Genomic DNA, 22109 nt, shown 5'->3' on the forward strand with positions numbered 1-22109 from the left:
GAACTCATCGCCGCCTAAGCTTCAACCACTGACCTCAATCGGCAAAGCGAAAGCACACCACTCGAGGGGACGTCACCGTCTCGGAGTGATCCGCCGCCTGACTCACAGGTCGCCTTGGTCCCATTTGAAGAGTCTGGCGGCGAGTAGTGCGACCGCGACACCGACGCCCGCCATCAGCGCCCACAGCAGATAGATGCTCGTGAATGGCGTAGTGCCGGCGAGATCACTGCTCATTGCCTGCATAAACCAAGTACTGGGTATGAAGTCGATTGCAGTCGAAATGAACGGCGGGTAGATGCCCGGAGGCAGCACAGTTCCTGAAGTGAAAAGCACAATGACGGGCAGAAAGCCTGTGATCTGGGTGATCAAGTCTGTGTTTTTCGCCCGAGAACCCAAGAGGTAACCGAAAGCGAAAAGCATCGCGAGGCCGAGAACGAAAGTCACCCCTAGCTGGAGCGAATTCACGGACTCGGTGTACCCCTGGCTGACTGCAATGCCGAGGATGATGACGCCTTCCGCCACTCCAAGCGCGAAACGCACGGGCGTCTGGGAGACGATGAATGCCAGACGACTGACAGGAGTCGTACCGAGAAGGCGGAGGGTTCCCCGCTGGCGTAATGCGACAAGCGGTACCGAGGTGCCCATAAAGGCAATTGCCATGAGGCCTGCAATAAATACTGTCGAAAGATTCGCGCGGAGGAGATCCACCTCTGGAGACCCATCAGCGTCGATAACCGTGATGTTCGAAGTTTGGATTCCCGTCACCGAATGCACTGCCTTGACGAGAGGCATCCATGCAGGCGGGTGTGGAGTGGATAGCACCACGGTCGATGAATCGTTGGAAAGCGTGATTTGCGCCGTCGTTGAACTGTCCGGTGCACCGCTCGCTGCCACGATGCCCTGCTCGTCCAACGCGGAAACGAGCTCTTCGCTCAGTTGCGACGAACCGGTCACACTGACAATCGGCGAGACCCGACTTTCGTTGATTGCAATGTTGATGCCACCGATGATTAGCAGAAAGAAAAAGAACATGAAGAGCATCGCAATGATGGTCTTGACGTTTCTGAATAGTTCACGCGAGCTCGTGAGGATGAGCTGCTTGAGAGGCGAAGTCGAGCGACGGCTCTGCACTGACGATGTGTTCATGAGCGGGATCGCTTCCCCCTGGACGGGAGAGACGCTGGCTTTTGAGCAGGCTCGGAGAACTCCTCTCGTGCCAGTTCGATGAACATGTCTTGAAGTGACCCATTTCGGATATCGAATTCGCTTGCTTTGACCGACGGCTCGAAAGTCACTCGCCGGAGAACCTTGTCAGGGTCGGACGTAACGATCGTCACGCGAAGAGCACCACCAACGACCGATGTCGTCAAGCCGCCGGGCTCTGCAAGAGTGGCAAGAGTGTCGATATCGATGTTGAACGGAACGGTGAACGAAACGGTACTCGTGGCGCTCCTCTTACGAATTAGTTCGGCCGGCGAATCGAGTGCCGCGACCCGGCCAGCGACAAGCATGGCAACCCGGTCGCACAGCGACGTCGCCTCCTCCATGTCATGCGTGGACAGCAGCACGGTGACCCCTCGTATCCGTAGGGAAGCAATGAGCCCCCAGAGATTTTGACGCGCCGCCGGATCCAGCCCGGCGGAGGGCTCGTCTAAAACGACGATTTCGGGATCGCCGACAAGAGCGACACCCAAGAGCAACCGTCTCGCCTGACCCCCAGACAGGTTCTTGGATCGGTGATCGCGCTCCTCATCGAGTCCGACTTGATGAACAACGTCGTCAGGATCGAGCGCGTTCTGGTGAAACGATGCGAAGAGCCTCAGCGTCTCAATGACGCTCAAGGTATCGAAGAGACTTGCCGACTGCGTCTGCACAGCAACGTGAGCGGTCGTCTGCGGGCGGTTCGCTGAAGGATCTATTCCTAGCACCCTGACGGTTCCTTCGGTCGGCTTTCGGAGGCCGACAATGCACTCGATCACAGTCGTCTTGCCCGCTCCGTTCGGGCCAACAAAACCGAAAACCTCTCCTCGGCCCACCTCGAAATCGACGCCGCGAACGGCCTCGAACTCGCCGTAACGTTTCACGAGACCCGCAACGGTGATGACCGCCTCTGTTTGCATGAGTTCCTTCATTTACGATTATTCCTCATATCTTACAAGTGGCGACGCCTGAGGCATCTCCTCCGTGGCAGCGAGGGACGATCCGAAGCCGCCCCGCCGCAAAACGCCGTTCATCCCACCGATGGCACCGCCCAATTGGAACCGTGCGTCTAGAACAGTAGGCACTAATGAGGACTTATCGTTCCGGCGCAGCAGATGAATACTGTAACGACTAGGGGGGCCTGGTACCGACAACGGTGTCTGGATATCAATCCGCGTTCGATTCGCGATCAACCCCGCGTCTCGGTCGCGCCACCGACGCTATGAGCGTCGTAAGGAACCGTTCAGAATGAGAAAAAAGCTCAACTTCATAGTTGGCCTCGCGGCCACAGCGTCGATCGTTATAGGGGGCATCGTCGTCACTACCGAGTCGGCGACCGCTTCGCCGTCAGCCAGCTCCACAGCATCCAGCGTCACTTCTCCGAGGTACGGTGGCGAAGAGTTGTTCCGCGCCGCAGTCTTCGGCGAAGGCGAAGCTGCAATCAAACTAGCCGGCCTGACTACCCCTGTCGCCATCACACCCGAGGTCGATCAAGAAATCGGACGAATTGTTGCGAGGATCAACGCTGATGACCCGACTTTCTTCAACCGTTTTGCAGCACTCGCCCAGAGCGGGAACGCGCTCAAGGTCGATGACGCATTCCGGCAGACGAGCAAGACACTAGACAGCGCGCTTCTCGAACTTGGGTACGCCGACAAAGTGAATACCGCAGCGACGACTCCGCAGTGCATCCAGTTCGTTCTGTTCGCCGTCGCGGCACTCGTCTACGCTGGCGCGGCGATCCTTCAGGTGGCAGCAGTCGCAGTTTCGTTCTGGTACGCCGGGCCCAAGGCTGCTGGCGATACGAGCACGCTCACGCGGGAAAAGTGGATCGCAGCCGTAACCACCGCACTCGCCTGATCCCTGTGACTGATAGCGAAAGCCTAAGTGAGCGAACCCGGACGGGAGGGGCGACTGAAATCGGAGGAAATCGTCCACCCCATCTTGGACTCCTCGCGCTGGCTCTCGTTGTTTTCTGGGTGGGGGTGAGCGCATTCGTGTTTGACACAAATCAGCCAGACAACGTGCTCACCTCAACCTGGCAAACCTCGATTAAACCTGTCGTCCAAACAATCCTTCCAGAGCAATGGGGCTTTTTCACAAAGTCGCCGCGCGACGACGTCATACTTCCCTATTCCTATTCGAATGGGCTGCAGTGGTCGGCCGCTGGCCTGTACCCGCACAGCAGAGCCGAATTCGCGTTCGGCCTGAATCGTGTCTCGCGAGCACAGGGGGTTGAGGTGGGCATCATCTACAAGGCCGTACTGGACGAAAACGGAACCTGGACAGACTGCGACGAAGGCACATCCGCGCTCGATTGCCTTACAACGCTGGCGGCCAAACCGGGCCCGGCCTGGGTGACCGTTGCGAATCCCTCTCCCGACCCGACCATTTGTGGCAAAGCGGCCCTCTCAAAGGCAGAACCGATTCCGTGGGCCTACGCGAACATCGGACAGGCGGATCAAAGTATCTCGGTTGTGTTGGTAGAGGTGACATGTTCGACAAGCTGAACGATCGGGCCTACCGGTGGATCCTCGCTACCGTTTGGACTCAGCACGCTGGAATCGCACGAAGCCTGCTGGCCATTTGCGGTCTCAGCACGCTCGTGTTCTCTTCTGTGAACACGTTGATTCGGCCGGCCGCCGGAACCGATGGAATGTTTTGCGCCGGGCCAGCCGAAATGAGTCTGTGGTGCCTCACACCCGCGAATACTCACGACCTCGCGAAATGGGCGAGCATTCTCATCCTCGGCGTAGCCGCCTCAGGCTGGCGGCCTCGTTTGACCGCTCTTCCAATGTGGTGGATTCTGTTCGGAAATCAGTCCTCGCTTACTGTCGTCGATGGCGGCGATCAGATCGCGGCCGTGCTTGCGCTCCTACTCATCCCCATCTCGCTCACCGACGGGCGACGGTGGCATTGGCAAACCTCGGGGCCGGAAGGCAATTCCGAGCATCCGGTCGCAGCCCTCATCGCTCACGTGAGCATCGTCGTCGTTCAAGTTCAGGTGAGCTTCGTTTATCTCAACTCATGCTTAGCGAAACTGGGCGTTCCCGAGTGGCTGAACGGAACAGCGATCTACTACTGGCTCAGAGACCCCATGTTCGGGCCCGCCGGCGGTCTGAGCGACATCACCAACGCGTTGATGGTCTTGCCCATTCCTGCGGCGATCTTCACCTGGGGACCACTCGGGCTTGAGTTCTTTCTTGGCATTTCCATCTTCTTACCTCGACGGGTGAAGCTCGCACTCTTGCCTTTCGGCTTACTTTTTCATCTCGGTATCGCCGTCACGATGGGATTGTGGAGTTTCGCGTTCGCTATGTGGGCCGCATTATTGTTGGCCCTCTGGCCAGGGGGTGGGGCTGTCACCTGGGCGACGACCATCATGACTCGAATGCGTCGGCCCGAGCTGATCGATTCAAAACGGTCGAATGGTACGCAACAGAATACTGAGCTCGAAGTAGTCCCGCCCATGCATGGCCCCAACTGATTCACTCATTGCTATAGTGACACCGTGTCAGTTTTAGTGAGGATTGATCACTCCTCGGGTCAGCCACTGGCCAAGCAGATTGCCATTCAGATTCGACGTCAGATCGAGGACAACAGCATTCGGGTTGGTGAAAGGTTGCCGCCTGCTCGCGATCTCGCCAAGGCGCTCGACGTGAACATGCACACCGTTCTTCGCGCATACAGCAGGCTCCGAGACGACGGTGTGGTCGAGATGCGACAGGGCCGGGGTGCATGGGTGCGCTTCCGGTTCGCGCCGGAGACCGCTCATCTAACTCAGCTTGCCATCCAATTTCTGAACGAAGCACACGCACTCGGCTTAACACGAAGTGACGTTATCCGCCTTCTGGATAGGACCTAAATTGCCCAACACCCAACACTCGCTCCGAAACATCACGGCCGCAGGCTTGGTCGCACTTCCCCTGATCGTCATCCTCATCACGTGGCTGATCTGGCGCGGCGACTTGCCACAAACACTCCCCACGCAGTGGTCAGGCGACGAAGTGGTCTCAACGCAGCCCACAATCATTGTTCTCATCGTCAGCGGTGTGACGGCACTGGTCGCGGCCGTGTTCGCCGTCTCTCGCGCCGCCATTCCTATTGCGAGCTACACGTCGCGCTTCGGGTTTCTCGTCAGCGGGCTTTTTGCTGCGCTCGCCGCGGTGATTTGGATGATCAGCGCCGGTCTTGCGGTCACCGTGTCCCCGAACATCCACCCCGCTATCGGCTCACTTGGATTGGTCATCATCGCGTCGCCGCTGTATGGATTGCTCGTGTTAGTCGTGGCGAGAAAACCTGTGCCCGCTCGCAGGCCGACCCGAACCGCTCCCATCGACCTCTCGCCGACCGAAAGCGCCTCGTGGAACCAAACCATGACGACTCCGGCCTTCGCGTGGGCCGCTCTGGCGGCGCTGATCATTGCGATCGGCATCATTGTGCTCGGCCCGGTCTCGAACCACGATTGGGACGCCGCCGTCACCAGTTCTGCCGCAGCGATCGGCGTGCTTACCCTCGTCTTCGCCGCACTCGCCTGGCTGCGCGTGACCGGCGATCACCGCGGGCTCCGCATTTCGTCACGCGTCATTCCGTTTTTATCCCGAACGATCAGCCTCGACAAAATGGCGGACGTTCAGTCGACGGAGATCCACCCTCTCGACTGGGGCGGCTGGGGATACCGCATCACACCCGGACGGTCAGCCATCGTTCTGAGGAACGGTGAAGGCATCGTCGTATACCTCAAAAGCGGGCGGGGATTCGCTGTCACCGTCGACGACTCCGACGGGCTCGCCGCCGTTCTGCGCGGACTTCTCGGCAAAGTCGACTGACAAGCCACTGCGAATGAGGGCGGTAAAGATAACCGGTCTGGTATTGCTGGGCCTGATCATCCTCCTGCTAGCTTTACTGTTCGTCGCTGCCGGGATTCTCGTCTCCTATTCGGTCTCGATCGGAGCAACGTGGCCGTTTGTCTATGGCCACGCCGCGAGCGCTGGATGACAGAGGGGCTCGACCAACATAGAACGCCGTCATCACCAGCACGCGGCACCAGCAAGTCGAACTAGTGCCCCACCGTCATACCCGTGCCCGGCTCCCCCTGAATCACCGACGTACTCAACGCCGTCGACTCCAGATCGATGAACAGCCCCTCAAGAATCCCCTCGACCGCAACCGCCTGATCCTGCGACAAAGCCTTGAACGGCGACAGCTTGAACAGGTCGCTGTTCTCGATCTCAGGGATGCTCCGGATGAACACACCATCGTTCTTGAGCTGCTCGAAAACCTGCTCGAAACTTTCCTCGTACCGCTCCCGCTCGTAATACGCCGACTCCGTGATGCCATCGTTGCGATTGAGCACCTGGTACACACCGTCGCCGGCGAGCATCCGGATCAGGTACGACTCCAAATCAAGACACACCGACTTGTTGAACGTCTCATCGATGATCACCCTCACCGTCGTGAGGTGCTTCTTCGCGTCAGAATCGAGATGCTGACGCATCCGCGCAGCAGCGTTCAGCGATTCGCCGACATACACGTCACTGACGCTTTGATTCCGGATGCTCGGCCGCCCTCGCACCGCATCCGCATTGTCGAGCACATAAACCACCGGCCAGTTCTTATAACGACGATCAAGGGGCACCCAGGCGCTGATCTCATCGCTCGTCAGCCTGAACGACGTGATGTCAAAGGGCGTCATACTTCGCGCTTCGCCCTCGTGACTTCTCGACCGGATACTTCTCGCGAGTGATGGCCAGCTTGTCGCGCACGATCTGTTCCGGATCCGCCCCGATCCGCTGCGCAAGAAGCATGCAATACGTCAGAACGTCGGCCAGCTCTTCCTTCACTCGCTCGGGGTCAGCCTCGGCGCTCCACTGGAAGCACTCCAGCAGCTCCCCCGCCTCGATGGCGATGCTCTTCGCGAGGTTCTCTGGGCTGTGAAACTGGGCCCAATCCCGCTCTGCAACAAACCCGGCAAGCTCGTCCTGAAGCGACCCATCGTCCATGCCGTCAATCTAGCAGCGCCAGCCTGCATGAGTATCCGCTTGTGTGGGCACCGCTTTCGATGCGGGTGAGCACCCTTGTTCAGGTGTCTGGTTTGCGTCGTTCAGCCCCAGTATCGGTGTGGTCGAGCACCACCTGAAAGGCTCCTTCCACCATGTGATGGCCGCGTGGTGGGAGGAGTACCGGTAATGGTACGGAAGATCAAAGCGAAGCTCGTGTTGCAGCTGCGTAATCAGGGCTTGTCGCGGCGAGCGATCGAGTCGGCTCAGGGGATATCGCGGCATAGTATCCAGGCGGTGCTCGACGCAGCGGAGCGGCTGGGCATGGGCTGGGATGACGTCGCGGAGTTGTCGGAGGCCGAGACATATTCGATTCTGTTTCCTGGTCGTGGAGTTCGGGAGAGTGTCTTCGCGCAACCGGACTGGCCGCGGGTCCACGTCGAGCTGGCCCGGGTCGGGGTGACGTTGAAGCTGCTGCATCAGGAGTATGTGGACACGTGTTCCCGGGCGGGTCAGGCGGTCATGAGTTATGACCGGTTCTGTCGCCTGTACGGCGAGTATGCGGCTGTGTCGGGTGCGACGTCGCGGGTCGGTCATAAGGCCGGCCGCAGTGTCGAGGTCGATTGGTCCGGGCCCACGATGCAGCTGTTGGATCCGACAACGGGCGAGATGTCGAAGGTGTTCCTGTTCGTCGCGTGTCTGCCGTTCAGCCGGTATGCGTTCGTGCAGGCCACGTTGGATATGCGGCAGGATTCGTGGTTGCGGGCCCACACGGCGATGTTTGCCTTCTTCGGCGGCACTGTCCCGCGTCTGGTGCCCGACAATCTGAAGACAGGGGTGATTTCCCACCCTCGTGAGGGTGAGGTCGTGCTGAACGACGCGTATCGGGAGTTGGCGGCGCACTACTCGGCCGCGGTATTGCCGGGTAGGGTCCGAGCGCCGAAGGATAAGGCCAGTGTTGAGAACGCGGTCTCTCATGTCGCGACGTGGGTGATCGCGGGTTTGCGTCAGGAGCAGTTCACGTCGTTGCCGCAGTTACGGACCCGGATCCGAGAGCAGATCGGCGCGTATAACCGGGAGCCGTTCCAGAAACGAGACGGCTCCCGGCTGAGCGTGTTCATGACCGAGGAGAAGCCGCTGATGCACTCATTGCCCGCGGCCCCGTTCGAGATCAGCACCTGGGCCTATAAACGCAAGGTGAACAAGAACGCCCACGTGGTGTGGGCGAGGAACTTCTACTCCGTTCCGTTCAGCCACATCGGCGCCAGTGTTGATCTTCGCGTGACCGAGACGATGCTGGAAGTGTACCGGGGCGATGAACGGCTGACCTGCCACCTCCTGCTGCCGGCCAGCATGGCGAACCAGTATCAGACGAACGACGCCGACCTTCCCGAGGGGCGCAGTTTCCAGGCATGGGACCGGGCCAGGATCGAGGAATGGGCAGCCCGGATTGGGCCGGCTACGGTGACGGTCACCAGCAAGATCTTCGAAGCCGCGCCCATCGAGGAAGCAGGCTACGACCCCGCGCTGGCCGTGCTGCGGCTGTCGCGCCGATTTTCCCCGACCCGGGTCGAAGCGGCCTGCGCACTGGCTTTGCGCGGGCCGGTCCGTTCACCCCGCTACGCGCACCTACGGCCGATCCTCGACACTGGGCAAGACAAAACCGGCCACGCCCCCGACGAACCCGAGGGCGAAGGTGGCGGGTACGTCCGCGGCAGCGCCTACTACGCCGGAGGGACCCGATGAGCGCCCTGGATGCAGAGACTAAGCGCAAGCTCCGCGAGATGAACGCCGGCGAGCTGCTCGAAGCGATCAACACCCAAGACGAGACTCTCAGCATCAGTTTGTCGTTCGAAGAGCGCGTCCGATTGGTCGTCGATGACGCCTACTCGACCTTCACCCATTCGAAGGTCGCGGGCCTGATCCGGCGGGCAGGGCTGAGGTACCCGAACGCGGATTTGCGCCGCGTCGACCTGCTCGACGAACGCGGCCTCAGCCGGGAGGTCTTGACTCAGCTCGGCAGCTGCTCGTTCGTGACCAGGCAGCAGAACGTCGTTTTCCAAGGATTCACAGGATCGGGGAAGTCGTACCTGGGCTGCGCGATCGCCAAACGCGCCTGCGAACACCGGATCCGGGCCCACTACGTCCGCATGCCCGACCTCGAGGAAGCCTGGGTCGCCGCGCAAGACACCACCGGCGGCAGCGGCAAATTCCTCCGGAAATACGCCTCCTTCACACTGCTCGTCATCGACGAATGGCTACTGGACCGCCCCACAGAGTCAATGCGCGGCATGCTGCTCGAGCTGATGGAACGACGCTACGGCGAAACATCAACAGTGTTCTGCACCCAATACCAGCAGAAAGACTGGCACCAACGCCTCGGCTCAGGAGTACACGCCGACGCGATCATGGACCGCATCATTCACAACACCATCACGGTCGAGACCGGCAACTACAACATGCGCGAACACACCGCCCTCGCCACCACGTAACCCCCGCGGGTCAGCACCAGTGGTGCCGAAACCACGCCAGCACTGGTGCTGACCTGCACGATCGATGGTGCCTAACCACACGATCAGGTGGGGCTCAAAGCATCAAATACTCATGCAACCTACTTTTCGGCCCAAGATCTCACCAATTCGGTCAGTTGGTGCCAGTCAATGCAATCGCGATCGTCTCGACTACTGATTCGGGGGATTCATGCTCCCAGAATCGGAGAACACGCCAACCCAACTGTTCCAGCAAAACCGTCGAATCACGATCCCGCTCCTTGTTTCGGGAGAGTTTGGGGATCCAGTACTCAAAGTGAGTTTGTGGATAGGAAGCGTGAGTTGGGCACCCATGCCAAAAGCAACCATCGACGAATATCAGTAGCCGTTGCCTCGGAAAGGCAATATCGGCCCTCGTGCGGAGCACCGCCTCGGGTCGCCAGTCGACTCGGTAGCGCAAACCTTGGGCATGCAGCGTTCGTCTGATTCGTAGCTCAGGGCCAGTGTCTCGTGCCCGGTTACTTCGCATCGAACGTCGAACGCCAGAACTACTTGCCCAAGACACGCTCCCACACTAATCTCAGCCAGCTGCTCTGTGAAGGGAGCACCACACGCTGATACAAATGAGGTCCCAGGTAACGCACGCGAGGCGCTAGCCCTTGAGGGAAAAAGTCTGAGACCGCTCGCAGACCCACCCTCCACGCTGAGGCGACAATTTATTGTTTTTTAGAGTCGAGGATGGCCCGCGCGCTCTCGGCGACTATCTCTTTGCACATCTCGGTCACCTGCGCATCCTCGAGCGATCTCATATCAAGGAAGGCAAGACGGCGACGAATACGCGCACTGGAGTCGCGAATCAGCTCCCGACGAGCAACGAGGTTTGTATCCTGGACCACCGCTCGCCCTAAAGCTTGCACCAAACGGGGATCGCCTCCAATGGATCTACGCTCGAGCAGTTGATTTAGATCGCTCTCTGTGAGGTCAAGAAGTATATCTTCTGCTCCACCGAAGACGGTAGCCTGCCACCACAGCCGGCTCCACGTGTGTCTTGTCAGGTCTGTCGCGATCCATCTCTCGCGGTTGGTGCTCTGGGGGAACCGCCAATGGGTGACGTCGGGGAGAAGCACTAAAGACAAGAACGACCAGACATCCCTTGCTCCAGCTTCGGCCCAGGTCAGGTCGAAAGCACCCACCACGACCGCCGCTGCGCCGCGGTCAAACGCGATCCGACGCGTTTCCGACGCGGTTTCCGGGAAGCCGAACCCCACCGCGAGATCGACGACTTGATGCCGTGCGTTTCGCAATTCGTCCTGCGTGGCCCGGCTGCCTCCGATGGGTGAATATACCTGAGCAGGATGGAACGTGGCCGGAGCGAGCTTGCCCAGCCCCTCTTCGAAAAGAACCGATGCTATGCCAGATGGAAGCCGCGGGAGCAAGATTGTCACTCGAAAGTCCGCCCGTGTCCCTGGGCACGTACGACACTTTCAACGATTGAGCGAAATCGGCTGGGGTCGTCTGTACGAAGTCCTGCAGTCAGCCCCTCCGCATGTGCCATTCGAAGGTAGCGCCCCAAAACGCTTCCGACGGAATCCTCAGAAAGGGGCTCGAGGTTAGCGTCTTCAAGTCGTAATGCGAGCTCGATCATTAGCGACGCTACTCCCGCCTCGAGTTCGTTCACGAGCTGCGTGCTCGTCGTAGATGGCTTCTTCTGATTGATCGCGTCGACCAATGAAATATCCCGCGAATTTATCAGAAGGAGGAAGGTTCCGAGAAAAGGAGCATCAAGCTCATCGGACACCTGAAGGTGCCAACTGGCGTAGGGCCCGTATGGCGTGCCAGCGAAGTCGGCGACTCCGATGGGAAACATCGAACCGTGCCCATCCAGCCGGACGGAAGTGACGCTATTCCATAAGACTGATCCAGCGCGGAAAACCTCGCCCAGCTGGGATGGCTGACGATTCTCCGCCAGCGTTATGGTGCTGCGGATCGCCAAGGTGCCCCCGAGGCGCTCGCCAGGCAGTGTGACCGTCACAGACTGCGCCGACGACAAGATCGAGGTGAATGCGGAAGCGCCCATGCCAGAAGTCGAGCTTGACCAGGAAACCGTGAGCTTCAACTTCGTATCGGCAGGAACACGCGCCTCAGCAAGGAAACTTTCAAGTTGAATGGTAATGCGGCTGGATATTACAAGGTCGGTTTGGGGATCCCAACCCTCCAAGAAATCAGGCACGGGTAATCCATCAAGTTCCCAGGTTGACATTGCAACGAGCTCGTCCGCAGGCACGTAGAAGGGCATGACCTCACGCATGCAGTCCGGATTCCTTTACATCGATGCGGGTAACGACGTCCGGTAGTAACTCCACAACGACAACCACATTGTCGGGAGTGCCGCTGACAACGTCGAAGGTCTCTCCGAGGACCAGAACCTGACCATCGCCGGTTTCCCAACTGAGAACGCGCGGCATGCTCAGACCTACGGGGAGATTACTCTCCCGTCCTCCATCCACTACGACGGCAGGGCTGCAGGTGAGACGGCGTTGGCGGTCGACACCTGCGAGTGACACCTCCGTCACAATTACCCGAGTGCCACCGCGATCCTCCAGGTGAGGTGGGCCTATGCGGATTGTGGGCGTTCGGCCACTCGAGCCCCTACCCCCACCACCCTCTCGCGGTCCTCGTTCCGTCTCAGGGCCCGCGCCTCCAGCAGTAAGTGCAGGCGCGAGTATGGCAAGCCGGCTAGAAAGAGCCCCCAAGCCGCCGATCGCAGTGCCAGAAGGAGCAGTTTGCTCGTACATGGTGCGTAAGCGTCCACGAATCCACTGCCGAGCTCCTCGGACAATCGAAAGGGCGGATGGCGAAAGACCTTGCTCGACCCAGTTGTCATGTGTGGGAGGCTCAGCAGCTGCGAACTCGTCGTCCGCTTGCTGTGACGCGCGGAAAACGCCTCCGTACTTGATCGCGACATCCACCGGAGCGGGGCCCTCAATGTAGTCGACGATTAGCTCTGCATCACGCATCCTGGCAACATGGTGACTCGGACCCTCGAACGCTCTGGCCTTCGAATCAGTTGACCCGAGCACACCAGGAATAATCAATTCTGTCTCGACGGCTAGACGTCCAATCTCCCCATACGCGGCTCTCCTGTATTGATGACCGCCGCCGGACCGGACCATCTCGAGCGCCTTAGTAAAGGGTCGCAACTGAGCATCCGTTGTCGGATCGGGGATGGGAATGGCTGTACCGTCGAGATCAACGTGGAAGGACATTCCTGCCGGATTCCCGATCATCTTGGGCCACAGATTCCAAGATATGGCGGAGGCTATGAATTTTGCCGCCTCTTCCGGCGTGGGTTCGACCGGGTCATCGTCGCTGTCGTCTAGCGCTACGCCGAAGTCTGCGTCGAGTATATACACGTCGGTCCCCGTATCATCTCCGCTGAATCCCGCCAGTCCGAGTAGAGACCCAAGCACTTGCGCCTCTTCGTCTATAAGCGGGTCAGGAATTCCATCATCGGCGATCGCCCCCCACCAGTGTCGCCCGGTGAACCGTACGTCGTCTCGATCGAAGCGCCGCCCTAGCGAAGCCGCCATCAGACGACGTTGGAGTCGCCCTTCGACGATCGTGCGCGTGTCAACAAGGATTGAGCTCATTCGGCTCACCCGGTAAAGAATTCCTTTGCCGAAGCCGTACGTTCCCCCTCCCAACGCCGAGTCGCGGGGCTCCCCGACGTTTCGGAGGAATTGTACGAAATCGTTTCCTTCCCCCGCCTTCGGAGGTACGCTCGCACGGATTGGCCCGCGCAATCCCACGGTGCCGCGATCCGATATTCGGATAACGTGACTTTGCGGGCCGAGCGCGTTCTCGAAGCCGTTAACTGACAGGGCTGGAATTCCAGTACCAAATGCTTCGGACCACGCTGTCGACTGTTCGCCCAACCGCCGCAAACCCACCGAGAAATCGACGCGACTGTTAGCACGAGCGTCCCAGCTGTTTTGAGCGGCTTCACGAACGAGCACGGTCAACTCGTCTAGCCCTGGACGACCGAGTTGGCGCAAAATTCCGTCCGCGGTCGCGGACCCCTCCTCAGCGAATGGCTGAGACCACCACTTTCCAGTCACGAGAGAAGCTCGGCGATCATCGACTCCGGTGACATTTCGTCAGCTAACAAACGCAACCGCTCGAGGTCGATCTCATACTCTGCACCGATGATACCCACTGGAACCCCGTCCGACTCGGCAGGAAGAAGACGGGGAGTATCCAGCCCAACTCGCACTACGAAGGCATCGATCAGTTCAAAACGCGGCCCTGGTGCCGACGCGTCTGTCCAACCAGATCGGCGCAGGGCCTCTTCGAAGGCCAGCTGATTGACGGCCAAGCCACGGATTTCCTCGATCCGATCAGCGATTGTTGGGCCGCCGACTACCTCTTCAAACACGCATGTCACGAGAAGTAGAGGAACGGCTCGATCGATTTCCAGCTGCTTCAAACCGTGAATCGTAACGCTGGCGGAGCGCGGTGTTACAGACTTCACTTCGATGCAGGCTCGATCAATCTCGAAATCATGTATCCCACCAGCCGGACCCTTCCACGCAGCAACCAAGTCAGGCCGCTTCAAAAGCATGGCTCGCAAAAGAAAAAGCTCGCCAGCAAGACCAAGGATCCGCTCCCTCGGCATAATTCGGAGTGCCAGAAGACGAAACAACGTTCGCCACCGATCCAAAGCCTCGTGGACCCGAATAGCCGAGATCTCCTCTTCGCTCAAGACATCCACGATGAGCATGTCGAATTCTGGCGTTAACCTCGGGTCCGCCACGGATATGTCAAGATACGTCCTTACGTCGTCGCCAAATTTCAGGCTTCTAATCGACTCACTGAGGTGTTGGCCTGTCCCGGGCTGAAATACGTCTGTTAACAGTTCGACGAGCAGGTGGCGTCCGTCGTTCGAATCGACCGCCACTCGCACCTCTAAATCGTCTACTTCAAGCGGAAACGAATTCAGCTCGGATTCCGTGGGCCGATTGAGTAGCTCCCAGGCTGCTCGTATCGTCGTCAAGCCCAGCTCAGGCATCGAGCGGTTCCTCGGTATCGGTCTCGTACGCTTCGGACTCCTCGATGAGCGACACGTTCTCTAGGGAAACCGCGACGTGGGTAGCGGCGAGTCGAGTCTTAGGTGATGCTTGGCCGGGGAACACCACACCAATTCCGATCACCCAATCCGCAGCATTTAGCTCGACCCGATCGCCTCCACTTGCGAGCGGCGGACTTGTAGGTTCGATGGGATAGATGACCAGCAAGCCCCGCCCTCTGTGCACCGGGTCGTCATTTCTAAGCTGCATCAACTGCGGCTCCGCAAGCGCCTTCGCATCCGCGGTAGACACGTCGAGGTCGAGAACCCGATCCTGCTTGCTCATCAAAGTCTTGATGTCGGCCCTCTCGGGACGCCCGTCGTTCAACTTCGATCGCGTGACGCCGCTCACTTGAACGTCGCCGAGCAGGATCTCGCCCGCATCGCTCTCAACGATCGCTATCGTCCAATAGTCGAGCCCGCCGCCCGAGGAAGTCTGGCTGCGAATGTACTTTGCGACGAGTGCCGATTCGAGGTCCGGAGAGTCCTCATGAACTTGGTAGGAGTCAAAGAAATCAAGGACGAGCCTCGCCGGCACGTCACGGACGAGTACACGTCCGTTCCCTCGATCCACCACTCCGAACTGGGTCGCGGCCCTGATCAAGCGATCTGCGGCAGTCCTATTGCTGCGCAGCCAATCCCGATCCTCTGAACGAAAGAACCTTGTCTGTAGGCGCCGCCCCGCGAAAGAGATGTATTGGGGCTGAGCTGCGCCCATCTTTGCGGTGATTTGGAGTGCGGGATGAGTGCGGATCTTCACCGCCACATCAAGCGGGGTGAGTCCCACTTTTTGGTACCCGTCGATGTCGAGCCTCATTTCGGCCTCGACCGAAGCAAGATGACGAAAATTTAACCTGAGCTCCTCTGTCATCCAAATTCGAGGTAAGTCTTCGTATCCAGGCCGGAAGCCGAACCAACGACCCATCTGCAGTAGCGTGTCGTAGGCTCGTGCGGTCCTGATGAAAAAGCTCACAACCAGACCTTCGAGTGTCAGTCCCCGAGAAAGGGTATTTCCACCCACCGCGATAGCGATCTGGGGCTCTTCCCCATACTGCAGCCGGTCCTTGCTTCGAAAATTATCGACGATGACTTTCGACGATTCGATAATCGAGGGTAGGAGCTCAACCGCTGCGTCGAATGAAGGTACGCTGCCCACGCCGCTCGGAACGGGTACAGCCTCCGTTTCGCGATCCCAAACCCGCCTCAATTCGTCGAGTGTATTCGTGTCCTCGTCCAGAAGCTGCCGCAAAACGCGATCGCGGTACTCGCCAATTGGCAACCGATACGACTCTTGAACAGCAATTCTTTCGGAAACGTGCACCAACATCGTGCTGTGTCCAGCATCGTTGCGATACCTGCGGATTGCCGTCGCAAACCAGAACCAGAGGATCGCATCTTTCAGTTCATTGGTCAAAGAGGGAGCGAAGCCGGGGACATCGGCCGGGGATACCGGCCTAAGCAGGTTCAGGGTCTCGGGGGGAACGATCCTTATCATGTTGCGACCCTCAGCGTCCGGAAGATCGTCCTCGCCCTCGACAATGTCGCGACCGAAGATCTTCTCCGGTCCGAAGTAGCCCTCTGGGCGCGGAAGGTTCAGAATAAAGTCGTTCGGGTACAGGTCCTCTGACGCCGGGTCGATGAATACATTTGCGAAAGGCGTGGCCGTGTAACCAATGTAGGTTCGCTTTTTTGCGACCTTGAGTAGCCGGCGTATTAGTGGATTTATCGACTTCGTCGCGACCGAAGCTTGGTCGGCCTCGTCGTCGATTATGAGGACGGGCAATTGCCTCAAAGCCTGCTGGGAAGGCTGGAGCTCCAGCCAAGTAACCAGGCGCTTTAGAACTGCAGCATTCTTCTTGACCACAGCGACCGCTGTCTGATCTGACGTCAGAGTTGCGAGCGGGTTCCCCGGTGGCGCATGAAAGTCACGGGTTTCATCCGTCAACAGCTTCCATTTTTCGGGCAGTGTCTCACTGAGCTGGCGGGATAAGCGTTGCTGTGTCTGTTTCCGAAGCCCGTTGTGCACTCCAGATAAGACGATGATCAGTCGGTAATCTTCGTCGGCCATCTTCGCGATTACTGAGATGAAATTGGTAGTTTTACCGCTCTGCACGTATCCGACAACAAGACCTTGTGAGCTGAAAGTGCTTGAATCGGTCCGCGGGGTGTGTGCGACGACGACATTGCTCGAATTGTCTAGCTGGCCCATGCGTTCGACGGGCCAAACTTCTTCGTTTATGAAGTAGTCCCGCACCGGTGGCCAGTAGACGGAACCCTCGGATGGCCCGCTGTACCACTTCGGCTGGCCCGCTGCGATGATTGCCGGACCTCCCGACTGGATCTTCGCAACGTCCGCTTCGTACTGAAGCGCCATCTCATCAACGACGGCCATGTCTCCGCCGATAGTGCGCACCAGCGAGCCGACTTTCTCAACCGCTTGATCAACACCGAACTTCTTTGCCCACCCCGCGAACATCGGATAGAAATCAGACACCAAATCCCCGTCTCCTCTGACGAAACACAGCTTAGCCCTCAACTACGCCTTACAGCCGCTCGGCAATTGGCGCATCTAGCTGTCGCGCATGGGCAAATCTAGATAATTCAGGTGGGACCGGACAGCGGAGTTACCGCACATCGTTTCACTGCTTTTTCGAATCAGAATGCGGCCAACGACAGCCAACCCGGGGAGCGACGCCGATGCTCGCCCCGGCATGCTGATGATTTGAGGAGGACGGATACTTCCTCAAGGTGCGAACACTCCGAAGCGCGTTCTGTTCGACGCGCGACGAAGACGGGCCTTCGCACCAGCTACCCAGGTACAGTACTCAATGATGACTATTTCGCCCGGGCTAACTGCAGGCTCACATGCGGAGATCGGTACTATCAGTGTGCTCGATCTGTTTTCCGGGGCGGGCGGATTGAGTGCTGGCTTCAACGAGGCTTCAAAGCGCTACATGACCGTCCGCGCAGTCGAGATGGACTTGGCGGCAGCATCCACCTACGCCGCAAACCACGGTGTGGACACGGTATACGCCGGTTCAATACAGGAATGGCTTCGCGACGAAGACGTTCCTGTCGTTGACCTCGTAATCGGCGGACCGCCGTGCCAAGGGTTCTCTACACTCGGCAAACAAGACGTTGAAGATGTGCGTAACTTCCTCTGGCATGAATACGCAGAAACGGTCCGGCGAGCGCAGCCGAAGTTCTTTGTTGTCGAAAATGTGGCCGCCTTCGCGAAGTCATCTCAGTTTGCCGACTTTCAACGCGAAACCAGCGAAGATGGACTCCTTCACAATTACTCGTTTGATCACCGGGTTCTGAATTCAGCAGATTTCGGTGCCCCGCAAGCTCGAAAACGAACAGTGATCATCGGATGGCGTGACGACCAAGTTTTCCCAGGGTTCCCTGAACCGACTCATGGCCCAGATCGGCCGCTATCACACGTTGCCGTGTCCACCGCTTTTCTTGAACGTGGGATCAGTGATCGAGTCACCCAGATCGAACTCCCCGAGCGTAGACAGTCGATCCTTGGCGGCCGAACCCTCGCCGGGCCGTACTTCCCGCGAGAACTACATGTCACACGCAATTATTCGAAGCTCTCGCTCGATCGCTTCGCCTGCATCTCCGAAGGTGGCAACCGATTCCAGATCGACGAGGAACTTCTACCTCCATGTTGGAAGAAGCATAGAAGCGGCACCGCGGATGTCATGGGTCGCCTTCACAAAAACAAGCCATCGGTCACCATTCGCACAGAATTCTTCAAGCCCGAAAAGGGTCGCTACTTGCACCCCACTGAGCACCGAGCCATCACGCATTATGAGGCGGCTACTTTGCAGGGCTTCCCCGAAGATTTCAAGTTCATGGGTAGCAAGACCGAAATCGCTCGCCAGATCGGCAACGCCGTTCCCATTCCACTCGGAGCGGCGATCGGGCGCCACTTGCTCAAATTTCTATGACGCATCACCGGGCATCCAGGCCGAGGCTCAAGCCGAGCGTCTGGTAAATCTCGGCAAGTTTGGTCGAGTCGATTCGATACTCGGTGCGATGGTAGTGATCGGGCTCCTCGAGTGGCACCGCCGCAATTAATCCGAGCTCACGCAGTGCAACTAGGTGATGCTGCAAAGAGCCAACGGTGAGGCCGAGTCTCTCGATCAGCTGGCCTCTTGTCTGAGGGCCGTCCACGCTGAGACTTGCCAGAACAGCAAGCCGCGCAGGAGTTGCCTGAAATACAAGGGCAACTTCGGAGAACGCCGAGTTCATGCTGGGCACCGACGACCGACGAGACATAGGTACATTCTGGCGGTTTTCCTAGTTGAGGTTTACTCTAAACACTTATAAAGTGTTTAGATCAACGAAAGGAAATCATGGACAGCCGGATATGGGTTCGCGGCAGGGTGCAGTCGGATCCCGTGGAGATGGATGGGGCGGGCATCCCGGTCGCAGCTTTTGTGGTTGAGAACGAGCAGACCGTACCGGGTGAGGAGGGGCAGCGGAAGGCTCGGGTTGTGCCGTGGTGCGATGTTGTTTGTGACGGGGAGCTGGCGTCCAACGTTCTCGACAGTCTGGTTGAAGGTGACTATGTGGTTGTTGAGGGGGAACTGCGCGTGCATCGGTTGTATCCGGTTGACGATGGGCGCGAGTCGGCGATGGTGTCGGTGCGGGCGGAGAGCGTGGGGCTGGACCTGCGGCGCGGGGTGGCGAAGTTTCTGCGGGTGAAGCGGTGAGACGGGAGCCTTGATCCGACGGGAGGAATCTCGCTCAAGGAGCACGGCTAAACCGCCCCATCGAAACGCGCCCAAAATGTTATGGCTTTGCGCAAGAGGGCTGTGGTCAACTTGAGGCATGCCCACCTCCTTGTTGATCGACCAACTCTCCGCGTCGCCTGCTGTCAATGACGCCCAACTCCACACTTGGGCGTCTGGCCGTCGCGTGTTCGTATCTAGCCTCATTCGCGATATGCCCAACGAACGGGCGGCCGTGCGCGACGCAATCGAATCAGTTGGAGCGATTCCAATATTGTTTGAAGACATCGGAGCCCAGGACATAACAGCCGAGGAGGCTTACCTTTCGGGCGTCCGAAGTTCTGAAATTTACGTGGGATTGTTCGGCTCTCGATATGGCGTCCGCATGCCCGACGGCTACTCGGCGACGCACGCAGAATTCCTCGAAGCTGAACGACAAGGGCTTCGACTATGCCTGTTCGTTTCGAGCCAGGATTCGAGCCAGATGGACGGATCCCAACGTGACCTGATCCAAGGTGCTCAAAATCTCTATACGACGAGCAGCTGGAGTGATTCAGATGATCTTGGGCGACGAGTTCGTCGCCGCCTCACCGAGCTTGCTGCTGACGAGCTCTCCCCCTGGGTACGCGTGGGCCCAACCATCCTTCGGGCACAGGAAATCACAAACGATGGGAACGCAATCGGAATCACCGCCGCTGTGCGCAGCAACGCCGTTCATAGCGAGCTAGTGGGGATGCGCGACGGGCGAGCTGGCAGCATTGCTTTCGCGTCCCTGACGGACGCGCGTGCGGTGCGATTCGAAGGCTTGTCGACGCGCACGACGACAACAGTCATCCATGAGGAACAGCTCCAGCTTCGAGGCGATCGATCTAGCTCGTCAACGATGCGTGCGTCGATGAACGGCATCTCTGCCGACGAGGTTGCGCGACGCGCACTCGAGGATGGGTTGTTTGGAACCTCCACTCTTGGAGACGCCTCCTGGGGCACGCGCCCGACGGATCCGTTAGAGCCAATACGCACAATGGGCCTAGACGACTCAGTATTGCGACCAGTCGCCCGTCTCCTGATCACCGAGCACCTCCTAGGCGCCGCATCGGCAGCTACAGTCGATTCGTTTGCACTCGGCCCATCCCATCAAGGAGTTCGGAGACTGCGCATTTCGTGGACACCGCGGCAACCCTACGTCAACCAGCCTCGACCCGAGCCGCTGACGATAGACGGTCGAATTTCGGGTTTGTGACCGTAGGGTTGGCGCTCGCAGCTTCCTGGTTCTGAATCTTCGATCAGGAACCGTAGTGGTATCGGCATCCAGCAATTCGGAGTTCGTCGCCTTCGACTCGGTACACAAGTCGGTGTTCATCCGTTATCCGACGTGACCAGTAGCCCTGAAAGCCGTGCTTCAGAGGCTCAGGCTTCCCGATGCCTTCGTTTCCGTTACGAGCAATGTCGTGGAGAAGGGTATTGATCCGTTTGACGAGTCTGCGATCTTGGACCTGCCACCACTCGTAGTCTGCCCACGCATCTTCGTCCCAGACGAACTTCACTCGATGAGATCCCGTTCAGTACCCCGGCCACTCTCAAGTCGATCAATTGCGCCAAGAAGGCGACGCGCGTTCGCAGGATTGCGAAGGAGGTACGCAGTCTCTTTGAGAGATTCGTACTCTGCGAGCGAGACGATCACCACAGGCTCGTGCCCCGCGCGGGTAATCACAACCTCTTCACGGTCGTCGACAACCGCCGAGAGCGTCTCGGCGTAGTGCGCTCGTGACTCCGAGTACGACATGGTTCGCATGGCAAACCTCCTTGTACGTAAAATTGTACGCCGTTGAGGGCTTGGTTGTGCTGACAAATTTCGCATGATCAGAGTTTAGTCGTTATTGATCAATGCTCGCTTATGTGGAACGGCCTCGCGGCCGAACCCCTGAGCTTGACACGACCAGACAGCGTTCTTCGTGGGACCCGGATCTGAGCATCCATTCGCCTCGGTACTGTGGCTGAAAACGGGCAGACTGCGAGCTCTGTGTGAGTCTGGGCATCACCGTTTGGGTCAGGGACGGAGATGGATTTACGTCCGTCAGCCCGACGTCTCCGCCGGCTCTTGAGCGATGAGACGCGAGACTGCGGGGAGGTCTGGTTTGGCCCAATCGAGCGACATCAGGTCGGCGATCGGTAGCCAGACCATCTCATCGTGGTCGGTGCTCACGGCTGGCGCGTCTTGTTGGGGAGTCGCCCAGTAGCAGGCGAGATCAATCTCGCGCCCGTCTACCGAGGTGATTGCGCGGAGGACCAGGTCGCCGACGAGGATCGGGACGCCCAGTTCTTCTTGGATCTCACGGGCGAGAGCTTGCTCAGGCGTTTCGTCGGCTTCGATTTTGCCGCCAGGGAACTCCCAAAGGCCAGCTGAAGCTTTGCCTGGGGCTCTGCGGCAGCACAAGACTTTTCCCGCGTGTGCGATGACCGCGCCTACAACCAACACTTGCACCACATCCAAAGTCGATCCCGAGCTAAACCGGTCTCGCCAACCGTACCTAATTGATCCGCAGCTCGACTGTGG

General features: G+C 58.7%; 24 protein-coding genes. 10 read left to right on the forward strand and 14 right to left on the reverse strand.

The features are described from left to right. Positions 1-102 precede the first annotated feature (102 nt). Positions 103-1146, reverse strand: a complete 1044-nt coding sequence (locus tag QN358_RS04860) for an ABC transporter permease (protein WP_323511741.1) — start codon at positions 1144-1146, stop codon at positions 103-105. After that, complete coding sequence (locus QN358_RS04865; RefSeq protein ID WP_323511742.1) at positions 1143-2132, reverse strand: ABC transporter ATP-binding protein; 990 nt, start codon at positions 2130-2132, stop codon at positions 1143-1145. Before QN358_RS04865 ends, QN358_RS04860 begins: the two co-directional genes overlap by 4 nt. Before the next feature lie 316 nt (positions 2133-2448). Here QN358_RS04865 and QN358_RS04870 point away from each other — a divergent pair, with 316 nt between their 5' ends. The 5 genes from QN358_RS04870 (at position 2449) to QN358_RS04890 (ending at position 6029) form a co-directional block, all read left to right on the forward strand. Then, positions 2449-3060, forward strand: a complete 612-nt coding sequence (locus QN358_RS04870) for a hypothetical protein (RefSeq protein ID WP_323511743.1) — start codon at positions 2449-2451, stop codon at positions 3058-3060. 125 nt (positions 3061-3185) lie between these two features. After that, entirely contained in the window at positions 3186-3710 is a 525-nt protein-coding gene (locus QN358_RS04875) for an SdpA family antimicrobial peptide system protein (RefSeq protein ID WP_323511744.1), read from the forward strand. After that, positions 3695-4687 (forward strand): sporulation-delaying protein SdpB family protein, encoded by a 993-nt coding sequence (locus QN358_RS04880; RefSeq protein WP_323511745.1) that lies wholly within the window; start codon positions 3695-3697, stop codon positions 4685-4687. The genes QN358_RS04875 and QN358_RS04880 overlap by 16 nt, the downstream gene beginning before the upstream one ends. A 36-nt stretch (positions 4688-4723) precedes the next feature. Next, positions 4724-5065: a GntR family transcriptional regulator gene (locus QN358_RS04885; RefSeq protein WP_323511804.1), complete on the forward strand. Its 342-nt coding sequence runs from the start codon at positions 4724-4726 to the stop codon at positions 5063-5065. A gap of 1 nt (position 5066) precedes the next feature. Then, positions 5067-6029, forward strand: coding sequence for a hypothetical protein (locus QN358_RS04890; protein ID WP_323511746.1), 963 nt, complete (start codon positions 5067-5069; stop codon positions 6027-6029). Positions 6030-6259: 230 nt separating this feature from the next. Here the strand turns inward: QN358_RS04890 and QN358_RS04895 are convergent, their stop codons facing one another. Together QN358_RS04895 and QN358_RS04900 are read right to left on the reverse strand one after the other, a co-directional pair. Then, positions 6260-6895: a GIY-YIG nuclease family protein gene (locus QN358_RS04895; RefSeq protein ID WP_323511747.1), complete on the reverse strand. Its 636-nt coding sequence runs from the start codon at positions 6893-6895 to the stop codon at positions 6260-6262. After that, the gene (locus QN358_RS04900) at positions 6882-7202 is read right to left on the reverse strand and encodes a nucleotide pyrophosphohydrolase (RefSeq protein WP_323511748.1); all 321 of its coding nucleotides are present in this window, start codon (positions 7200-7202) and stop codon (positions 6882-6884) included. Before QN358_RS04900 ends, QN358_RS04895 begins: the two co-directional genes overlap by 14 nt. Positions 7203-7388: 186 nt before the next feature. Between QN358_RS04900 and istA the strand changes: the two genes are divergently transcribed. Both istA and QN358_RS04910 read left to right on the forward strand, forming a co-directional pair. Beyond that, entirely contained in the window at positions 7389-8945 is a 1557-nt protein-coding gene (gene istA / locus QN358_RS04905; protein ID WP_323511749.1) for an IS21 family transposase, read from the forward strand. Next, positions 8942-9691, forward strand: a complete 750-nt coding sequence (locus QN358_RS04910; RefSeq protein WP_323511750.1) for an ATP-binding protein — start codon at positions 8942-8944, stop codon at positions 9689-9691. The genes istA and QN358_RS04910 overlap by 4 nt, the downstream gene beginning before the upstream one ends. A gap of 151 nt (positions 9692-9842) precedes the next feature. On the opposite strand, the gene QN358_RS04915 is transcribed toward QN358_RS04910, so the two are convergent. The 6 genes from QN358_RS04915 to QN358_RS04940 all read right to left on the reverse strand — a co-directional run bounded on the left by QN358_RS04915 (position 9843) and on the right by QN358_RS04940 (position 17307). Continuing rightward, complete coding sequence (locus QN358_RS04915; protein ID WP_323511751.1) at positions 9843-10253, reverse strand: very short patch repair endonuclease; 411 nt, start codon at positions 10251-10253, stop codon at positions 9843-9845. 151 nt (positions 10254-10404) lie between these two features. Next, complete coding sequence (locus QN358_RS04920) at positions 10405-11133, reverse strand: hypothetical protein (RefSeq protein ID WP_323511752.1); 729 nt, start codon at positions 11131-11133, stop codon at positions 10405-10407. After that, entirely contained in the window at positions 11130-11984 is an 855-nt protein-coding gene (locus QN358_RS04925; RefSeq protein ID WP_323511753.1) for a hypothetical protein, read from the reverse strand. The genes QN358_RS04920 and QN358_RS04925 overlap by 4 nt, the downstream gene beginning before the upstream one ends. Positions 11985-11988: 4 nt before the next feature. Continuing rightward, complete coding sequence (locus tag QN358_RS04930) at positions 11989-13338, reverse strand: hypothetical protein (protein WP_323511754.1); 1350 nt, start codon at positions 13336-13338, stop codon at positions 11989-11991. 464 nt (positions 13339-13802) lie between these two features. Continuing rightward, positions 13803-14756, reverse strand: a complete 954-nt coding sequence (locus tag QN358_RS04935) for a PD-(D/E)XK motif protein (RefSeq protein ID WP_323511755.1) — start codon at positions 14754-14756, stop codon at positions 13803-13805. Then, a complete protein-coding gene (locus QN358_RS04940) occupies positions 14749-17307 on the reverse strand; it encodes a Z1 domain-containing protein (RefSeq protein WP_323511756.1) in 2559 nt (852 codons plus the stop codon). Before QN358_RS04940 ends, QN358_RS04935 begins: the two co-directional genes overlap by 8 nt. A gap of 334 nt (positions 17308-17641) precedes the next feature. Between QN358_RS04940 and QN358_RS04945 the strand changes: the two genes are divergently transcribed. Then, the gene (locus QN358_RS04945) at positions 17642-18769 is read left to right on the forward strand and encodes a DNA cytosine methyltransferase (protein ID WP_323511757.1); all 1128 of its coding nucleotides are present in this window, start codon (positions 17642-17644) and stop codon (positions 18767-18769) included. A 4-nt stretch (positions 18770-18773) separates the two neighbouring features. Here QN358_RS04945 and QN358_RS04950 read toward each other — a convergent pair whose 3' ends face one another. Continuing rightward, on the reverse strand, positions 18774-19073 hold the full coding sequence (locus QN358_RS04950; protein ID WP_323511758.1) for a helix-turn-helix domain-containing protein: 300 nt from the start codon (positions 19071-19073) through the stop codon (positions 18774-18776). A 104-nt stretch (positions 19074-19177) separates the two neighbouring features. On the opposite strand from QN358_RS04950, the gene QN358_RS04955 reads away from it, so the two are divergent. Continuing rightward, the gene (locus QN358_RS04955; protein ID WP_323511759.1) at positions 19178-19537 is read left to right on the forward strand and encodes a single-stranded DNA-binding protein; all 360 of its coding nucleotides are present in this window, start codon (positions 19178-19180) and stop codon (positions 19535-19537) included. 118 nt (positions 19538-19655) lie between these two features. Then, positions 19656-20795, forward strand: coding sequence for a DUF4062 domain-containing protein (locus QN358_RS18835; RefSeq protein WP_416351954.1), 1140 nt, complete (start codon positions 19656-19658; stop codon positions 20793-20795). A gap of 43 nt (positions 20796-20838) precedes the next feature. On the opposite strand, the gene QN358_RS04960 is transcribed toward QN358_RS18835, so the two are convergent. The 3 genes from QN358_RS04960 to QN358_RS04970 all read right to left on the reverse strand — a co-directional run bounded on the left by QN358_RS04960 (position 20839) and on the right by QN358_RS04970 (position 22040). Beyond that, positions 20839-21099, reverse strand: a complete 261-nt coding sequence (locus QN358_RS04960; protein WP_231024611.1) for a Txe/YoeB family addiction module toxin — start codon at positions 21097-21099, stop codon at positions 20839-20841. Further along, positions 21096-21347 (reverse strand): type II toxin-antitoxin system Phd/YefM family antitoxin, encoded by a 252-nt coding sequence (locus QN358_RS04965; RefSeq protein ID WP_188673452.1) that lies wholly within the window; start codon positions 21345-21347, stop codon positions 21096-21098. Before QN358_RS04965 ends, QN358_RS04960 begins: the two co-directional genes overlap by 4 nt. 282 nt (positions 21348-21629) lie before the next feature. Continuing rightward, positions 21630-22040, reverse strand: coding sequence for a (deoxy)nucleoside triphosphate pyrophosphohydrolase (locus tag QN358_RS04970; RefSeq protein WP_323511805.1), 411 nt, complete (start codon positions 22038-22040; stop codon positions 21630-21632). Between the last annotated feature and the right edge of the window lie 69 nt (positions 22041-22109).

The organism is Subtercola sp. RTI3 (assembly GCF_035018625.1).
GTDB classification, from domain to species: domain Bacteria; phylum Actinomycetota; class Actinomycetes; order Actinomycetales; family Microbacteriaceae; genus Subtercola; species Subtercola vilae.